The following is a 19,363-nucleotide window of genomic DNA, read 5'->3' on the forward strand; positions in this document are numbered from 1 at the left end:
GGCAGGTATTCACTGCCAGGAAGATTTTACACAAGGGCTTCACCCCCATAAAACTCGTGTTTGAGTGAGAAAAAGACATGCTCGAACGTATCAAGGCCGCACTCGATAGCCTCAGCAAATCAGAACGAAAAGTGGCAGAGCTGGTTATTGAACAACCTAATCTGGTTGCCAATGCTCCGATTGCGCAAATTGCCGACTTAGCGCTTGTTTCACAGCCTACCGTGATTCGTTTTTGTCGCTCACTCAACTGCTCCGGCTTGCAGGATTTCAAGCTGCGCCTCACACGCAGCCTGGTATCCGGCGTGCCCTATGTGCACTCCATGGTGAGCCGCGACGATTCAGCACACGATTTGGCACGTAAATTATTCGACAACAATATTTCGCACCTGCTGCGCTGCCGTAATGAGCTCGACACCGAAGTACTGGAGCGTGCCATTACGATCATGTCGAATGCCAAAAAAATTGAAGTTTACGGGCAGGGACAATCGGGTGCCGTCGCAATAGACGCACAGAATAAGTTTTTCCGCTTAGGTGTGCCTACCGTCTCCTATACCGACCCGCATATGCACGGCATGAGTGCATCCATGCTGGGGCCGGGGGATGCCGTTGTTGCTATTTCCAACTCGGGCCGCACGCTCGATTTATTGCGCTCAGTAGAAATTGCCCGCGATGCCGGGGCCGATGTGATTGGGATTACCCATTCCAAATCACCACTGGCCAAGCGTTGCTCGCTCTGCCTTTTTGCCGACACGATGGAAGATCCTGATCTTTACACCCCAATGATTACCCGGATTGTGCATCTGGTGATTATTGACGTACTTGCCGTCGGTGTAGCACTCAGGCGCGGACCAGAACTCATAGACCAACTCGAAAAAATGAAGCGCAGCCTCAAAGAAAAGCGTGTTCGTGGTCATGACAACTACAGCTGATTTTTAAGGACTTATCCACACATGCAAAACCTGACACAAACACCAGCCTGGCTTGCTTTAGAAGAACACTTCAATGAAGTGTCTTCTTTGCATCTGCGCGATCTGTTTAAGGACGATCCACAGCGCTTTGAAAAATTTTCACTTGAATCAGGCGGCCTGTTTTTTGATTACTCAAAAAACCGCATCACAGCAAAAACCATGACTTTGCTGATGGATCTGGCCCGGCAATCCGGTCTGCAAGAACGCATCAAAGCCATGTTTGCAGGCCAGAAAATCAATACCACAGAAAACCGTGCCGTATTACACACTGCGCTTCGCAACCTGGATAAACATCCATTGATTGTGGATGGCGAAGATGTCATGCCTAAAGTGAATGCCGTAAAAGATAAAATCGGCGTTTTCTCGGATAAAGTCCGCTCGGGTGAATGGCTGGGTTACACCGGCAAGGCGATTACCGACATTGTAAACATCGGTATTGGCGGCTCGGATCTGGGCCCGCTGATGGTTTGCCAGGCGCTGAAAGATTACGGCCACAAACGCCTGAAAATGCATTTTGTTTCCACCGTTGATGGCGACCAGGTTGTATCCACACTGGCAGAACTGAATCCGGAAACAACGCTCTTTATTATTTCTTCCAAAACATTTACCACCCAGGAAACGCTGACCAATGCCCGTACATCACGCGCATGGTTTGTAAAAGCTTCGGGTGATGAAAAACATATTGCCAAGCATTTTGTGGCCGTTTCAACCAATGCCAAAGCCGTCAGCGAATTCGGTATTGATATTGAAAATATGTTTGAATTCTGGGATTGGGTAGGCGGCCGCTATAGCCTGTGGAGTGCGATTGGTTTACCGATTGCTATTTATCTGGGCAAACACAATTACCAGGATCTTTTGCATGGTGCATATACCATGGACCAGCATTTCTGCAGCAAGCCATTAGAGCAGAATTTGCCGGTGATTATGGGAATGCTTGGTGTTTGGTACGTTAATTTCTTTGGCGCATCCACCCAGCTTATTTCACCCTATAACCAATCGCTTTATCGCTTCCCTGCGTATTTGCAACAACTGGATATGGAATCAAACGGTAAAACGGTTGATTTGAATGGAAAACGCGTGAATTATCGCACCGGGCCTGTTGTATGGGGCGATACCGGTATTAACGGCCAGCACGCGTATTACCAGTTATTGCATCAGGGCAGCCAAATCGTACCCGTCGATTTTATTGCCACAATAGAACATCCGGATATTCCTGAACCGCACAATACCATTCTGATGGCTAATGTATTTGCCCAGACAGAAGCGTTTTTACGCGGTAAAAATGAATCGGAAGTTCGCGCAGAATTAGATGCACAGGGTATTACCGGCGAAGAACAGGATGCTTTAGTTCCGCATAAAGTATTTGAAGGTAATCGCCCGACCAATACCATCTTAATGCAGCGTTTATCACCGCGGCGTTTAGGTGCACTGATTGCTTTGTACGAGCACAAAGTATTCGTACAAGGCACGGTCTGGAATATTAATTCCTATGACCAATGGGGTGTTGAATTAGGCAAACAATTGGCAAAAGCCATTGAGGCTGATTTAACCACTCCGGGTTTAACCACTAACCATGACGCTTCGACCAACGGTCTGGTGAATTATTACAAGCGAAATACCCCCCGTTAAACGGGATGTATTTTTATATGCCTATTACAATGCAGGCCTTTTAAAGCAGGCTGGTCCACACAACCGGCCTGCCTCCGCATCAAAATCTGCGGAGTTATTAACCCACTCACAAGGTAGAGAGACCAATGGCAGAGCAGCTTCATGACCTCGATCCCCAAGAAACGCAAGAATGGCTGGAGTCACTCGATAGCGTCCTCGAAAAAGAAGGCGCAGAGCGCGCCCATTTCCTGGTTGAAAAGCTTGTAGATCATGCACGCCAGGATGGCGTCAACATTCCGTACACTGCAACTACCGCTTATATCAATACGATTCCGGCGTACCTGCAAGCCAAGCACCCTGGCAAGCCTAATTTGGAAGAACGCATTCTGGCCTATACCCGCTGGAATGCAGCCGCAATGGTGGTAAAAGCCAACCGCGACGAAGCAGAGCCGGGCGGCCATATTTCCTCGTTTGCTTCGGCAGCCACTTTATACGATGTGGGCTGGAATCACTTCTGGCATGCACCAAGCGCAAACCACGGTGGTGATCTGGTTTATTTCCAGGGCCACTCTGCGCCTGGCGTTTACTCACGCGCCTATCTTGAAGGCCGTATTACCGAAGAACAACTGAATAAATTCCGCCGTGAAGTAGATGGCGGTGGTTTATCGTCTTATCCACACCCTTGGCTAATGCCGGATTTCTGGCAATTCCCAACGGTATCGATGGGTCTTGGCCCGCTGATGGCGATTTACCAGGCCCGCTTTATGAAGTACCTGGACGATCGTGGCTTTAAGCAAAAAGGCGATCGTAAAGTTTGGTGCTTCTGCGGCGATGGCGAAATGGACGAGCCAGAATCGCTGGGCGCGATTTCCCTTGCTGGCCGTGAAAAGCTCGACAATCTGATTTTTGTCATCAACTGCAACCTGCAGCGCCTTGACGGCCCAGTGCGCGGTAACGGCAAAATCATTCAGGAGCTGGAAGGCGACTTCCGTGGCTCGGGCTGGAATGTAATTAAAGTAGTCTGGGGCACAGGCTGGGATGCCATCCTTGCTCAGGACAAAAAAGGCCTGCTGCAAAAACGCATGATGGAAGTGGTCGATGGTGAATACCAGACTTACAAATCCAAAAACGGCGCTTATGTACGCGAACACTTCTTCGGTGCTTACCCGGAATTACTCGACCTCGTTTCAGCCATGTCAGATGACGATATCTGGCGTCTGACCCGTGGTGGTAACGATCTTTACAAAGTTTACGCTGCCTATAAAGCCGCAGTTGAGCACAAAGATCAGCCAACCTTGCTGCTGGTTAAAACAGTAAAAGGCTTTGGCGTTGGCGCTGCAGGCGAATCGCAAAACGTAGCGCACAACACTAAAAAGCTGTCGGACACCGATCTGCTTTACCTGCGCGACCGCTTCAATATCCCGCTGACCGACGAAGAAGCCATTGCATGCAAATTCTACCGTCCTGCTGATGACAGCCAGGAACTGAAGCATATGCACGAGCGTCGTGCCGAGCTGGGCGGCTTTGTGCCATCCAGAAAACCGGTAGATGAGCCTTTGCAAGTGCCGGGCCTTGATGCATTAAGCGGCCTGCTGGGCAGCACGGGTGAGCGTGAAATGTCCACCACCATGGCTTTTGTCCGTATCCTGAACACTTTGGTGAAAGACAAGCAAATTGGTAACCGCATCGTGCCTATCGTGCCGGATGAATCGCGCACCTTTGGTATGGAAGGCATGTTCCGTCAGCTGGGTATCTGGTCTCACGTGGGCCAGCTGTACGAGCCACAAGATGCTGATCAGCTGATGTTCTACAAAGAATCCAAAACTGGCCAGGTATTGCAAGAAGGGATTAACGAAGCTGGTGCGATGAGCGACTGGATTGCTGCGGCAACGTCCTACGCCAACCACGGCGTCACCATGATTCCGTTCTACATCTACTACTCTATGTTTGGTTTCCAGCGTATTGGCGACCTGGCATGGGCAGCGGGCGATTTACGCGCCCGAGGCTTCCTGGTAGGCGGTACAGCGGGCCGCACTACGCTGAACGGTGAAGGCTTACAGCACCAGGATGGTCACGGCCATCTGTTTGCTGAATTTATCCCGAACTGCGTGTCCTACGATCCAACCTTCGCTTACGAGCTGGCGGTGATTGTGCAGGACGGTATGCGCCGTATGTATCAAAACCAGGAAAACATTTATTACTACCTGTCAGTAATGAATGAAAACTACAGCCACCCGGCCATGCCAGAAGGCTCGGAAGCCGGCATCCTGCGCGGTATGTATATGTTCCGGGAAGGTGCCAAAGACGCTGCTCTGAAAGTACAGCTGATGGGTTCGGGTACTATCTTCCGCGAAGTCATTGCTGCGGCTGAACTATTGAAAGCCGATTTCGGCGTGGATGCAGATATCTGGTCTTGCCCAAGCTTTAACGAACTGCGCCGTGATGGTATGGCGGTTGAGCGTCACAATATGCTTAACCCGCTGGCTGCGCAGCAAGTGCCTTATGTTACTGAATGCCTGACTGGCCGTACTGGCCCTGTGATTGCGGCAACCGATTACAAACGCGCGTTTGCAGATCAGGTTCGTGAATACGTTCCTGCAAAATATGTTGTGCTGGGTTGTGACGGCTATGGCCGCTCTGATTCACGTAAAGCATTGCGCAGCTTCTTTGAAGTGGATCGCTTCCACGTAGCGGTTGCTGCACTGAAAGCCCTGGCTGACGAAGGCAAAATTCCTGCAGCGAAAGTTGCAGAAGCCATCGAAAAGTACGGCATTGCAAACCGCCCGGCGCCTTGGACCGTGTAAAGCAGTGAGGCTTTGCCTTCAGGCATCAGGCTGAAAGGCAAAGCACCATGGAGGGACAAGTGCCCTCCTCCTCACTCCATACCCCTCACAGGATTCGTATATATGAGCACATTGATTGAAGTAAAAATCCCCGATATCGGCGGCCACGAGGGCGTTGAAGTAATCGAGGTTTTTGTAAAAGCTGGCGACACCATTGAAGTAGAGCAATCGCTCATTACATTAGAAACCGACAAAGCGACGATGGAAGTGCCATCGACCCACGCCGGTATTGTTAAAGAAATGAAGATTAAAATTGGCGATAAAGCCTCTGAAGGCAGCATCGTTTTACTGCTCGAAGCAGCAGACACCGCAAGCACAGCAGCGCCTGCGGCGGCTCCGGCAGCGGCACCTGCCGCAGCGCCGGTTGCAGCGCCGGCAGCCAGCAGCGTGGCCAGCAGCATTGAAGTGCGCGTACCGGACATCGGTGGCCACGATGCTGTAGATGTGATCGAAGTCTTTGTAAAAGTCGGCGATGTGGTGGAGAAAGAACAATCACTGATCACACTGGAAACAGACAAAGCCTCGATGGAAGTACCATCCCCGGAAGCGGGCGTCGTTGAAAGCATCTCCCTGAAAGTGGGCGATAAAATCAGCGAAGGCGGCCTGATCCTGGTACTGAAAGGCACAGCTTCAACAGCAGCGCCCGTAGCTCCCGTAGCTCCCGTAGCTGCTCCGGCACCGGTTGCTGCCCCAGTGGCCGCAGCCCCTGCTCCGGTCGCAGCGCCTGTTGCAGCAGCTGCAGCACCACGTACCATCAACGAAGCAGGCTTCAAAAAAGCCCACGCCTCGCCTTCGATTCGCAGCTTTGCCCGTGAATTAGGCGTTGACCTGAGCCTGGTTAACGGCACCGGCCCTAAAGGCCGTATTTTGCATGGCGATGTACAAGCCTATGTGAAATCAATCATGAGCGGCGCAGCAGCCGCACCAAGCGCAGCCGCTGCTATTGGTACTGGCTCAGGCCTTGATCTCTTGCCATGGCCAAAAGTTGATTTTGCCAAGTTTGGCCCGATCGAAACCAAGCCGCTGACGCGTATCCAGAAGCTTTCAGGTGCCAACCTGCATCGCAACTGGGTAGTGATTCCGCACGTTACATTTAACGATGAATGCGATATCACCGAGCTGGAAGAATTCCGCAAATCCATCGGTAAAGAGTGGGAAAAATCAGGCCTTAAACTCTCGCCTCTGGCCTTTATCATTAAAGCCGCTGCCGAAGTGCTTAAAGCCTTCCCAACCGTGAATGCCAGCCTCGATGGCGATAATCTGGTATTGAAGCAGTACTACAATATCGGTTTTGCGGCAGACACGCCAAATGGTCTGGTTGTACCGGTAATTAAAAACGCCGATCAAAAAGGCCTCAAGCAAATCGCCAAAGAATTGACCGAGCTTTCCGCCCTGGCGCGCGAAGGCAAGCTCAAGCCAACCGATATGCAAGGTGCAACCTTTACCATTTCCAGCCTTGGCGGCATTGGCGGCACAAGCTTCACGCCTATCGTTAACGCACCGGAAGTGGCGATTCTTGGCGTTTGCAAATCGCAAATCAAGCCGATCTGGAATGGCAAAGAATTTGTACCACGCCTGATGTGCCCATTGTCCTTGTCCTTCGATCACCGCGTGATCGACGGTGCACTGGCTGGCCGCTTCACAGTGCAACTGGGCAAGCTGCTAAGCGACATCCGTCGCCTGGTGTTGTAAGCAGATAAAGATAAAATTTCTGTAGACTCAGCGAACACCGCATTTGTAAGTTGGGTTAGCGGTCTGCGTGCGGGATTTACCTCGCTCAGCGATCGCATAACCCAATCTGCGATGCTACAGAATTTTTTGATTTTTACTGCCTTAGCCCCTTGCACAGATCAAATGGAATAAATGATGAGCAATCTAATCGAAATTAAAGTCCCCGATATCGGCGGCCATGACAATGTGGATATCATCGAAGTCTTCGTAAAAGCCGGCGACACCGTGGCTGTTGAAGAATCCTTGATTGCGCTGGAAACCGACAAAGCGACGATGGAAGTGCCTTCCACCCACGCGGGTGTGATTAAAGAAGTGAAAGTGGCCGTGGGCGGCAAAGTATCCGAAGGCAGCCTGCTGGTGATTTTAGAAGTGGCAGCTGCTGCCACTGCTACTCCAGCCGCAGCGCCAAGCCCGGCCGCAGCTGCGCCATCCCCGGCACCACAAGCTGCTCCTGTCGCTGGCAGCCACAGCGGCGCTGCCGACTACGAATGCGAAATGGTCGTGCTCGGTGGTGGCCCCGGTGGTTACTCTGCGGCTTTCCGCTCTGCTGACCTTGGCATGAAAACCATCGTGGTTGAGCGTTTCTCTAAGCTTGGCGGTGTGTGTCTGAATGTAGGTTGTATTCCTTCCAAAGCCCTGCTGCACAATGCAGCGGTAATTGACGAAGTAAAACATCTGGCTGCCAACGGGATTAAATTTGGCGAGCCGGAAGTCGATATCGACGCACTGCGTGGCTTTAAAGAAAAAGTCATTGGCAAGCTCACCACGGGTCTGGCTGGCATGGCCAAAGCGCGCAAAGTGGAATTTGTACGTGGTATTGGCCGCTTTATTGACCCGCATCATCTGGAAGTGCAAATCACTTCGGGTGAGGGCAAAGAAATCACTGGCGAGACCAAAATCATCAAGTTCCAGAAAGCGATTATCGCCGCTGGCTCTTCGGTATTTAAGCTGCCTTTCGTGCCAAATGATCCACGCGTAGTGGATTCAACTGGTGCGCTGGAGCTGAAATCCGTACCCAAACGCATGCTGATTCTGGGCGGCGGGATTATCGGTCTGGAAATGGGTACGGTTTACTCCACACTGGGCGCACGCCTGGATGTAGTAGAGATGCTCGACGGCCTGATGCAGGGCGCAGATCGTGACCTGGTTAAAGTATGGGAAAAATGGAATTCCCACCGCTTTGACAACATCATGCTCAAGACCAAAACCGTTGCACTGGAAGCCAAAGAAGACGGTATCTGGGCGACTTTCGAAGGCGAAAACGCCCCGAAAGAACCACAATGCTACGACCTCGTACTGCACGCCACTGGCCGCGTACCTAACGGTGGCAAAGTAGGCGCAGAAAACGCCGGTGTGATCGTGACTGATCGCGGCTTTATCCCGGTCGACAAGCAAATGCGCACCAATGTGCCGCATATTTTTGCAATTGGCGATCTGGTTGGCCAGCCTATGCTGGCGCACAAAGCCGTGCACGAAGCGCACGTGGCCGCTGAAAACGCAGCAGATCACAAAGCCTTCTTTGATGCCCGCGTGATTCCGGGCGTGGCTTATACCGATCCGGAAGTGGCCTGGGTAGGCGTGACCGAAGATGAAGCCAAGAAAAACGGCATCAACTACGGTAAAGGCGTATTCCCATGGGCAGCTTCTGGCCGTGCGATTGCCAATGGCCGCGATGAAGGCTTTACCAAGCTGATCTTCGATCAGGACACCAAGCAAATCATCGGCGGCGCGATTGTTGGCCCGCACGCTGGCGATATGATCGGTGAAATCTGCCTTGCCATCGAAATGGGTTGTGATGCCGTGGATATCGGCAAAACCATCCACCCTCACCCAACTATGGGCGAATCGATTGGTATGGCCGCCGAAGTATTTAAAGGCGTATGTACTGATCTGCCTCCGCAAAAAAAGAAATAATTTCTTTTGCTCAGTAAAAAAACCCGGCTTGCCGGGTTTTTTTACGTTTAAACCTCTGCAATTTCTAAAACGAACAAAACGCCTAAGAAACCATTCGGAAATTCTTACAATAAAAAAACAAAAAATGACTAATTTCCAACTAAAAATATACCTTTAAATCGGTATTAAATTACAAGTAACTTGAAGCTTGTCAAGACTAACCTAAGCTATAAAAGGAAATAACAAACAAACCACTCAAGAGACACTCTTAATGCCTGCCGTGTTCAATGATACAAGCCAGCTGCAACTTATCGATCAGATACCTAGCTGCATTTATTTGTGTCATGCCAGCGGGCAATGCCGCTACACCAACTCAGCCTTACAAACGATGTTTGGCCTGTCAGCGGAAGAATGCGCGGGCTATGGATGGATGAAAAGTCTGCACCCTGATGACAGCAAACTAGTGCACGAACAATGGCTGCAGGCGCTCAGGACACAAGCTGATTTTGAACTTTCCTTTCGCATTTTGCCGCCGGATCAGGACATACGATATGTCCGCGCAAAAACCCGCCCGCTTTGGGATGCTCACGGGCAAATTTCCGGCTATATCGGCTCAATAGAGGACATCACCTTTGAGCACAGCCCTCTGAAACACAGCCTGCACCTGATTGAAATTTCCCCCATCCCTCATGTGCTGTTCAATGCACAGGGTGAAATCGTTTACCTGAATCCGGCATTTAGCAACAGCTTTGGCTATGTGGAAGCAGATCTGCCTCAACTAAGCCGCTGGTGGAAGCAAGCCTTCCCCGATCTGGCCCGCTGGCAAGAGGGTAATGCTCAGAATATACAAGTTGCCCCGCTCACCACAGACCCCGTTTCCCCGGCTTCAGAGCTGCAAATTAGCTGTAAAAATGGCGGCTTTAAAGCAGTTAAAGCCAGCCAGACCCTGTTAACGCTGGGGCAAGAGAAGGCACAGCTGATCACCCTGATCGATCTAAGCGAGCTTTATCAGCAAAAATCTGATTTGCAAGAACAAGCGCAGCGTTATCGCCAGCTGTTTGATAAAGCAGATCTGTCGATCTGGAATCAGGATATGACGGCGCTTTTAACCCACCTCACCGCTCTGCGTGAAGCGGGGATTACTGATCTGGCGGCCTATCTTGAAGAAACACCTTCTTCCTTACTGAATATGATCAGTATGTTCAAAGTCATTGATATCAACCCAGCCACACTGGCCTTATTTGAAGGCACAAGCAAGGCTGAGTTTATGCAAGGCTTTGCAAGTTTATTTGGTGAAAGTGCGCTCACTGTTATTCGCCAGGAGCTGCTGGCTTTCTGGCGCAAGGACACTATTTTTCGCAGCGAAATTAATCTTAAAACACTTCAGGGCAGATCTTTTCAGGCACTGATCTCCTACCCTATTCCTGCGACTGAAGAAGAAGCCTGCATTGTACCGGTGAGCATTCAGGACATCAGCGAGCTTAAAGAGAGCGAAAGCCGCTGGCAATTTGCAATTGAAGGGTCAGGCGATGGGCTTTGGGATTGGGATATAAGCAGCAATACTATTTTTTACAGCCGCCGCTGGAAAGAAATGCTCGGCTTTACGGATGAAGACATTAACAATACTTATCAGGAATGGGAAAAACGGGTGCACCCGGCAGACTGGCCCAAAGTGATTAACAAGGTAAAAGCTCATCTGAAAGGCGACACACCATTTTTTAGTAATGAATACCGTATCCGCAGCAAGGAAGGCAACTGGAAATGGATCGTTGATCGCGGCATGGTGGTCTGCCGCGATGAAAAAGGCCTGCCGCTGAGGGTGATTGGCACTCACCATGATATTACCGAACGCAAAAACAACGAAAATGCACTCTTAGCCAACCGGGCCCAGCTGGCCGGCATGATTGATTCGGCCATGGATGCCATTGTCACCACCGATGCTGAATTCAACATTATTCTGTTTAATCAGGCAGCAGAAAATATGTTTGGCTATCCGGCCCAACAAATGCTGGGCTGCCCGATTGAAGTACTGATTCCCGTTAAGCTGGCAGCACAGCACCGTGAGCAGATGCACAAATTTGGCGGGCAAGGTGAAGGCCATCGCAAAATGGGTGGCAGCTCGGCACGCCAGGTGATGGGCAAAAGAGCCGATGGCAATGAGTTTCCTATCGAAGTGGCCATTTCTTATCTGGATAATTTTGGCAGCCCCATTTACACCGCCATGGTGCGCAATATTACAGACCGGCTGGCCTACGAAACCAGCTTACTGCAATTAACCACAACGCTGGAACAGCGTGTTATTGAGCGTACCTATGAATTAGAAGCCGCTAAACAACAAGCCGAAAATGCCAATCTGGCAAAAAGTGCATTTTTGGCCAATATGAGCCACGAGATTCGCACCCCGCTCAATAGCGTACTGGGCATGGCGCATTTGGCCCAACTCACCCCTTTAAATACCAAACAAAGTGATTACCTGCAAAAAATAACGCTCTCCGCCAATCACCTGCTTGATCTGATTAATGACATTCTTGATTTTTCAAAAATTGAAGCCGGTAAAATGGAAATCAGCAGCCATGATTTTTCTCTGCATGAGCTGATTGACCATGTACGTGAATTAATTCAGCAAAAAGCGGAAGAAAAAGGCCTGCAACTTCATATTGTAATTGGCATACAAGTTCCCTCATTCTTGCAGGGCGATGATTTACGTATCAAGCAGGTGCTGATTAATTTACTCAGTAATGCCATTAAATTTACTCAGGACGGAAAAATCACTTTAACCGTCAGCCTGGATTCAAATGAAAATGTGGCTTTTAGTGTTTGCGATACAGGAATAGGGATTCCCGTTTGCGCACAGGCGCAATTGTTTCAATCATTTCAGCAGGCAGATAATTCAATTACCCGCAAATATGGGGGCACAGGCCTGGGGCTTGCAATCAGCAGCCAGTTAGTACAGCTTATGGGAGGGGAATTAACCGTCACCAGCCAGCCGGGTCAGGGCAGTGAATTTAAATTCAGCCTCAGCCTTCCAAAAATTAATGCACTGGCTCCTTCTCCGGCCCATCAGAATCATTCAATCAGCGATCATTTCCTCGCAGGGAAACATATATTACTGGCCGACGACCATCCGTTTAATCAGCAAATTGGTGCAGAGCTGTTACAAATAGCAGGCGCTGAAGTAGTGATTGCCAATAACGGGCTTGAAATACTGCAATTAGCCAAACAACACCATTTCGACGCGATTCTGATGGATGTACAAATGCCTCAGATGGATGGCATTACAGCCAGCCTGGCCCTTAGAAAAATGCCCGCATTTGATCCCGTCCCCATTATCGCCATGACCGCCAATGTATCGCGCGAGTATCGCCAGAATTGCCTGAATGCAGGTATGAATGACTTTATCGGCAAGCCCGTGCAGGCAGAGAAAATCTACCAGACTCTGGCTTACTGGCTGGGGCCGCAGGCCACAAAGCTGCCCGCTATAAATCGCCCTCAGCCGGAAGCAGAGCTTCCCCGTCCGGAAGAAGCATCCCAGACCGGCAGCGCCAGCAGTGAGTCTGGCCAGATTATCGATTTTTCAGAATTACGCAGTATGCTGGGCGATGATGCCGACCGCCAGCGCAAATATTGTGCAAAATTTGCGCAATCTTTTGAAGAAGGACTGGCCAGCATTCTTTATCTTCATGAAAGCAAGAGCCTGATAGGCCCGGAATGCCACAGACTGAAATCGATCGCCCGTACGGTTGGCGCAATGCCATTAGGCCTGCAGCTTGCCTCCATGGAAAAACTCGATCAATCCACGCCATCCGATGTGCAATCAGAAAAAATCAGGCAGCTGAAATCTTTATTTCAGCAAAGCTGTGAAGTGCTGCAAAAAAATGGCTTGCTGGATGGTGCAGGCAGCCCCAACCCAGTCGCAACGTCTGTACTGGAGAACAGCCCGCTTTGCATTCTTTTAGTAGACGATGACCGCTTTATTCTGGAAATCATCCAGCAACATCTGAATGATTTAGGCATTACACAAATCCTGTCATTTTTAAAAGCAGAAGATGCACTTAAAAGACTTGCCCTGCCCCCTCAGCCTGACTGGATTTTTTGCGATTTACAAATGCCCGATATGGATGGTGTCGCCTTTTTGCGCCAGCTGGGTTTACTGCAGTACGAAGGCTATATCGCCATTCTTTCCGCAATGGATAAGCAAGTATTAAAAGCGGCAGAGCGGCTGGCTCATTCTTTTCACTTAAAGCTGGGCGGATCGCTCACCAAGCCGGTCAAAAAAGAAGAGCTGGCACAAATATTACTCCTGCACCCCGCGCATTCAGGCACAGAGCACACTGGCAGCCACATGCCCCAGCTGCAACTGCTTGAAGATGAAATACGCAACGGCCTTGCTGCAGGTGAGGTTGAACTCTATTACCAGCCCAAAGTCAGCACCAACGGGCGCGGCGTACTTGGGGCAGAAAGCTTAGCCCGCTGGCGTCACCCCCTGCGCGGGCTGCTTGGGCCACATTTATTTGTTCCGGCCATTGAAGCTTTAGGCTTAATCGATGATCTCACCCTCTGTGTATTAAGGCTGGCCAGCCGTCAGCTGCGAATATGGCTCGATCAGGGTGAGCACATCAAATTATCGATTAATGTATCGATGGGCAATCTGCACCGGCTGGAGCTGCCAGAGCTGTTTCAGGAAGTACTGCGCGAAAGCAATATCAGCCCCGAGCTGATTACGCTGGAAATCACCGAAACCCAGCTTACCCATGATTATGTACTCAGCCTGGATATTCTGACCCGCTTGAGGATCATGGGTTTTGGCCTCTCTGTAGATGACTTTGGCACGGGCTTTTCAACCATGGAGCATTTAATTCAGATTCCATTTACCGAATTAAAAATCGATAAAACCTTTGTCAGCGGCGCCACATCCGATGCTTCCGCCCGAACCATTCTGGAACACAGCGCAGATTTAGGCCGGAAATTTTCCCTTAACCTGGTAGCAGAAGGCGTAGAAACGCAGGCCGACTGGGATTTGGTTTCCAATATGGGCTGCCACGAAGTACAGGGCTATCTGATCGGCCACCCTATGCCCGCAACCGAATTTATACACTGGAAAAAAATGTGGGAAAGCCATCTTTCCAGCGTCAAATAAGCGGCAAGGTAATGAATTTTTTATTCTGCAGATCCATTCAAAACCTCAGGCCCTGAGCCAAGGATCAATATCATGAACGACAAGCCACTGGTACTCATCGTTGACGACGATCTTTTTATGCTGGATTTTATCTTTGATGCCCTCAGCGAAACATGTAATGTGATTACGGCAGAAAATGGCAAAGCAGCTTTGCAGCTGGTGCAGCAGCAGCACCCGAAACTGGTATTGGCAGATGTAAAAATGCCGGAAATGGATGGCTATGAGCTGTGCCGCCAGATCAAAGATGATTTTGATATCAGCGATACGCCTGTACTGTTTTTATCCGCGCTGGATGGTATCGAGGACAGGCTGCAGGGCTTTGATGTAGGCGGAGAAGATTTTGTCCTCAAGCCTGCTAACCCTAAAGTATTGCAAGCCAAAGTGGCGCATGTTCTGCAATTGATTGAAGAGCGGCAGCAATTAAAATCCCAGGCTCAATACGCGACCAATACCGCCATGCTGGCCATGGCCAGCATGAGTGAAACGGGCTTACTGATCGAAGGGATTAAGCGTTTCAATAATTGCACTACCCCGCTCGATTTAGCCAAGGCCTTAATCAGCGCCATTGCCCTGTTTGAAGTTGACAGCGTTGTTGAGCTGATTCTTCCCGAAGGAGGCTCTTTAGCGGTCAATGCGCGGGGACCGGCGAGCGCATTGGAAACCTCGATCATGCACCATATGTCCACGATGGATCGTATTACTCAGTTTAAAAGCCGTATGGCCATTACTTACCCGCATATTCGTGTGTTTATCAGCAATATGCCCGAGCATGACAATGATCTCTGCGGACGCTTGCGCGATAACCTGGCCATTCTGATTGAATCAACCGAATACCGGCTTGAAGCACTCAATATCATGGTCAAGGCTAAAGGACGGGATATTACGATTGGAGCGACAATTAAATCGCTCACAGATGCACTTAGTAAAATAGACGAGCAGCAAAGAAACGGCCGAACCTCAATTGCAATTATTCTGAGCACAGTCACTTCCCGCATTGAAGCTGCCCTGGTTGGTTTGCAATTAACCGAACGCCAGGAAAGCTCATTAATCGACATTGTGAGCCGGGGTTTAGATGAAGTCTCTAATACCATCAGTGCCGATGCTGATTTTCAGGATCAGCTGAGCAATGCAATCAAAGCGCTCCAGAACACCATGAACAGTTAATCAGATGATGAATCAACGCCAATAAAGAACCAGCAATTTTTCACATATTTTGCCCAATACAAAGCTCAATTTCTCAAAGTTGATAACACTATGATCTTAAACCGGAGACCTCTGCGCTCACTGCAAAACAGAATCATCTTATTAATGCTGTTACTCTTTGTTGCTTCGATTCTATTGCTGACATTCTATGCAAAACGTGTTTTTCAAAAAGAAATGCAGTATCTGGTCAGTAATCAACAGCTCTCCAGCGTGAGTATTATTGCCAATGACATTGACCATCACTTACAAGAAAACATCAATGCTCTGGAGTATTTTGCAAAAAAAATAACCGCACAATCCTTAAAAAACCCGCCAGCCCTTCAGTCCGGGCTTGAAAACCACAGCGTGCTGCAGGAGTTATTTAACACAGGCATTTATATCAGCACACCCGAGAACCATTTAATCATCCCTTCTGTTTCCCTTACCCGTCAGCCCATCAGCTATGCCCTCCATCAGCCATCTGTTGCACAGTCACTGACACAGGGAATCAATTCGATTTCTGCTCCACAACAGGATCAGCAACAAAAAGCCCCTATATTTGTGATCACGGTTCCAATTAAAAATAATCAGGGGCAAGTAATTGCAGCCTTATCCGGAGCCATTAATCTGAACAAACCCAACTTTATTAATGAAAAAATCAAAAACAATAATGGTAAAACCGGGGGCTATGCCCTGATCTCCCCAGAGCAGCACTTATTCATCGCCGCCACCGATCAACGTCTGGTCATGAAATCAACGCCACCCGCAGGTGTAAACCCCGTTATTGACCGGATGATGCAGGGCCAGGAAGAATCAGGCATTTTTGTTGATTTACTCCAAACCAAAGTACTTACCTCAGTTAAAAAAGTAAACCTGGCTGGCTGGTATGTTGCAGCGACCCTTCCCGCTGCCGAGGCGTTTTATCCTATTCAACAAGCAGAGCGGCATATTCTGGGTGTTATTTTATTAATGACCCTGATCCTATCCCTGCTGATTGCCTGGATTTTAAAACAACAACTCTCTCCATTACACACGGCAATTAAGTGCCTCAATACCATGGCGGATAGTGACATTCCTCCCCGCCCGCTTACCATTACCAACAACGATGAAATTGGAAGCCTGCTCAGCAGCGTTAACCACTTACTGACCACATTGGGTAAACGGGAAACAGCACTGAAACAAAGTGAGTTATTCATCCGGACAGTAACCGAAAACATACCGAGTATGCTGGCTTACTGGACAGCTGATTTACATTGTTCTTTTGCAAATAAAGCCTATTGCCAGTGGTTTGATCATAGTGTGACCCAAATTCATAATATCGCTATGCAAGATTTACTAGGCCCTGAGCTGTTTCATGCCATTAAACATTACATTCACGGGGTGCTGGAAGGTAAAGAACAAAACTATGAACGCTCATTAATTAAACCCGATGGCAAACAAGCCTATCTGCTGGCGCAGTATATCCCTCATTTTCAAGCAGAAAAGATTCAAGGCTTTTTTGTATTACTTACGGATATTACTGCAATTAAACAAGGAGAAGAGCAATTAAAATTAAGTGATGCTGCTCTTAAAGCAATATCACAAGGCGTACTGATCGCCGATGCCAGCCGGAATATTATTTCAGTCAATCCACCACTGCTTGCCATTACCGGATTCAGCGCAGAAGAATTTATTGGGCGTAATTGTAGTTTTTTACAAGGACCTATGTCCAGTCCTGAAACTATCAATGCAATTCGTAATGCACTTAATTCCGGAAAAGAATTTAATGGCGAAATTATTAACTACCGCAAAGATGGAAATTCATTCTGGAACGATTTGAGCATTTCACCTGTATTTAATGAAAATGGCGTTTTAACTAATTTCATAGGCATTACCCGGGATATTACCGAAAGAAAAAATTCAGAAAAAGAAAAATTAAACAAACAAGAGCAACTCTTAGGCATGATTAATACTGCCATGGATGCCATTGTAAGTGCAGATGCACAATTTAATATCATTTTATTTAATCCTGCAGCAGAAAAATTATTTGGCTACTCTGCAAAAAACATACTGGGTCAGCCGATTGAATGTTTACTTCCAACAGACCTTGCAAATGGGCACAGGGAAGAAATGATACAATTTGCAAGAAATAAAGAAAAACCAAGACAAATGAAAGGCCGCTCTGTAAGACCAGTAGTAGCAAGGCATCAGCAAGGGCATGATTTCCCGGCTGAAATTGCAATTTCTTATTTAGAAAACAATGGGGAACCTATTTTTACCGCAATGATCCGCGATCTGACTGAGCGTAAATTACTTGATGAAGCACTCATGCAATTTGCGGCTACTTTAGAGCTGCGTGTTATTGAACGGACACAAGAACTGGAAGCAGCCAAGCGACAGGCAGAAAACGCAAATCAAGCCAAAAGCGTATTTCTGGCTAATATGAGTCATGAAATTCGTACGCCACTCAATAGTGTGCTGGGTATGGCTCATCTGGCACAGTTAACCGAATTAACACCAAAACAGCGTGACTATCTGCAAAAAATAACTTTATCTGGCACGCTCTTGCTTGATTTAATCAATGATATTCTGGATTTTTCAAAAATAGAGGCTGGTAAGCTCGATTTAAACACTGTAGATTTTAATTTATCTGACCTTATTCATCATATTAGCGGGCTTATTCAGCATAAAGCCACAGAGAAAGGCCTTATGCTTAACATTCAAATCGATAAAAACACCCCGCTTGCATTGCATGGTGATGATTTACGTATTAAACAGGTACTGCTGAATTTACTCAGCAATAGCATTAAATTCACCGACAGCGGCAGTATTACGCTCATTGTCCATCCTTATAAAGATGATTACACTTTGCAATTCAGCATTATCGACACAGGCATAGGCATTGCTCCTGAAGTGCAAAAACTATTATTTCAGTCTTTTCAACAGGCAGACAATTCCATTACCAGAAAATATGGTGGCAGCGGATTAGGACTGGCAATCAGCCGTCAGCTGGTACAACTGATGGGCGGTGAGTTGTCTATGAAAAGTGAATCAGGCAAGGGCAGTGAATTCACATTTCATATTGTGCTTAAAAAAGCGGAAATGACCCCATCCGCATTAGAAATACCAGATAAAGTAAAAAATAATGAATTATTCTTTAAAGACAAACTAATTTTACTTGCAGACGATCATATTTTTAATCAGCAAATTGGCAGTGAATTATTAGAGCTAAAGGGCGCTAAAGTAATATTGGCAAACAATGGGAAAGAAGCTGTTCAATTAGCACAGCAATACCATTTTGATGCCATATTAATGGATGTACAAATGCCTGAAATGGACGGCATTACCGCCAGCCAAATTCTAAGAAAGAATCCCGATTATGACGCAGTTCCAATTATTGCAATGACGGCCAATATTTCAGCAGAGTACCGTCAGCGTTGCTCCCAGGCGGGCATGAACCATTTTATTGGTAAACCTGTACAGGCAGAAAAACTCTATCTTGCATTAATGATGTGCTTTAGACAGCAAACAGAGCTGGAATTGCCTTCTTCAGCAAGTACTAAAAATATTGCCCCCTCTTCTGAAGGCCAGTGGATAAACCAGCAGGAACTGCAAAGCATGCTGGGTGAAGAAATAACACGCCAGCGCAAATACTGCGAACGTTTTTCAGATGCCATGAAAAACGGGCTTGCAACCATTGACGACGCCCTGGCTAATAATCAACTTGATTTAATCAAAACAGAATGCCACAGACTTAAAGCTATAGCGAATACAGTGGGCGCACTGCCACTCGGTGAACTACTCGCCAAACTTGAGAAAAACGAGCACACTTCAGAAGAGCTAAAGCAAGCAATAGCACAATTAAAATTACATGTTCAGCATAGCTGCGCAGCGCTAAAAAACATGGATCTGCTCGATCATTCTTTAGAAATTCAATAAGCAGACAGCTCAATCTGGTTTACTTACCACGGTTCGTCCTTAAC

Annotated in this window: 8 protein-coding genes; all 8 read left to right on the forward strand. The window is 48.2% G+C overall.

Annotation, left to right across the window (positions count from 1 at the left end; all coding sequences use genetic code 11):
* Positions 1–77: 77 nt before the first annotated feature.
* A complete protein-coding gene (gene hexR / locus HA050_RS16925; protein WP_115226158.1) occupies positions 78–929 on the forward strand; it encodes a transcriptional regulator HexR in 852 nt (283 codons plus the stop codon).
* A gap of 21 nt (positions 930–950) precedes the next feature.
* Positions 951–2,597, forward strand: a complete 1,647-nt coding sequence (gene pgi, locus HA050_RS16930) for a glucose-6-phosphate isomerase (protein ID WP_099398597.1) — start codon at positions 951–953, stop codon at positions 2,595–2,597.
* A 125-nt stretch (positions 2,598–2,722) separates the two neighbouring features.
* The gene (aceE, locus tag HA050_RS16935; protein WP_166828741.1) at positions 2,723–5,380 is read left to right on the forward strand and encodes a pyruvate dehydrogenase (acetyl-transferring), homodimeric type; all 2,658 of its coding nucleotides are present in this window, start codon (positions 2,723–2,725) and stop codon (positions 5,378–5,380) included.
* A 102-nt stretch (positions 5,381–5,482) separates the two neighbouring features.
* Positions 5,483–7,111 (forward strand): dihydrolipoyllysine-residue acetyltransferase, encoded by a 1,629-nt coding sequence (gene aceF / locus HA050_RS16940; protein WP_166828744.1) that lies wholly within the window; start codon positions 5,483–5,485, stop codon positions 7,109–7,111.
* A 174-nt stretch (positions 7,112–7,285) separates the two neighbouring features.
* The gene (gene lpdA, locus HA050_RS16945; RefSeq protein WP_166828747.1) at positions 7,286–9,064 is read left to right on the forward strand and encodes a dihydrolipoyl dehydrogenase; all 1,779 of its coding nucleotides are present in this window, start codon (positions 7,286–7,288) and stop codon (positions 9,062–9,064) included.
* Between the two features lie 250 nt (positions 9,065–9,314).
* Positions 9,315–14,180: an EAL domain-containing protein gene (locus HA050_RS16950; protein ID WP_166828749.1), complete on the forward strand. Its 4,866-nt coding sequence runs from the start codon at positions 9,315–9,317 to the stop codon at positions 14,178–14,180.
* 72 nt (positions 14,181–14,252) lie between these two features.
* Positions 14,253–15,383 (forward strand): response regulator, encoded by a 1,131-nt coding sequence (locus HA050_RS16955; RefSeq protein ID WP_166828752.1) that lies wholly within the window; start codon positions 14,253–14,255, stop codon positions 15,381–15,383.
* Positions 15,384–15,596: 213 nt separating this feature from the next.
* Positions 15,597–19,319, forward strand: coding sequence for a PAS domain S-box protein (locus tag HA050_RS16960; protein WP_501037371.1), 3,723 nt, complete (start codon positions 15,597–15,599; stop codon positions 19,317–19,319).
* Positions 19,320–19,363 lie beyond the last annotated feature (44 nt).

The sequence above is a fragment of the Iodobacter violaceini genome, from assembly GCF_011601265.1.
Taxonomy (GTDB): Bacteria; Pseudomonadota; Gammaproteobacteria; order Burkholderiales; family Chitinibacteraceae; genus Iodobacter; species Iodobacter violaceini.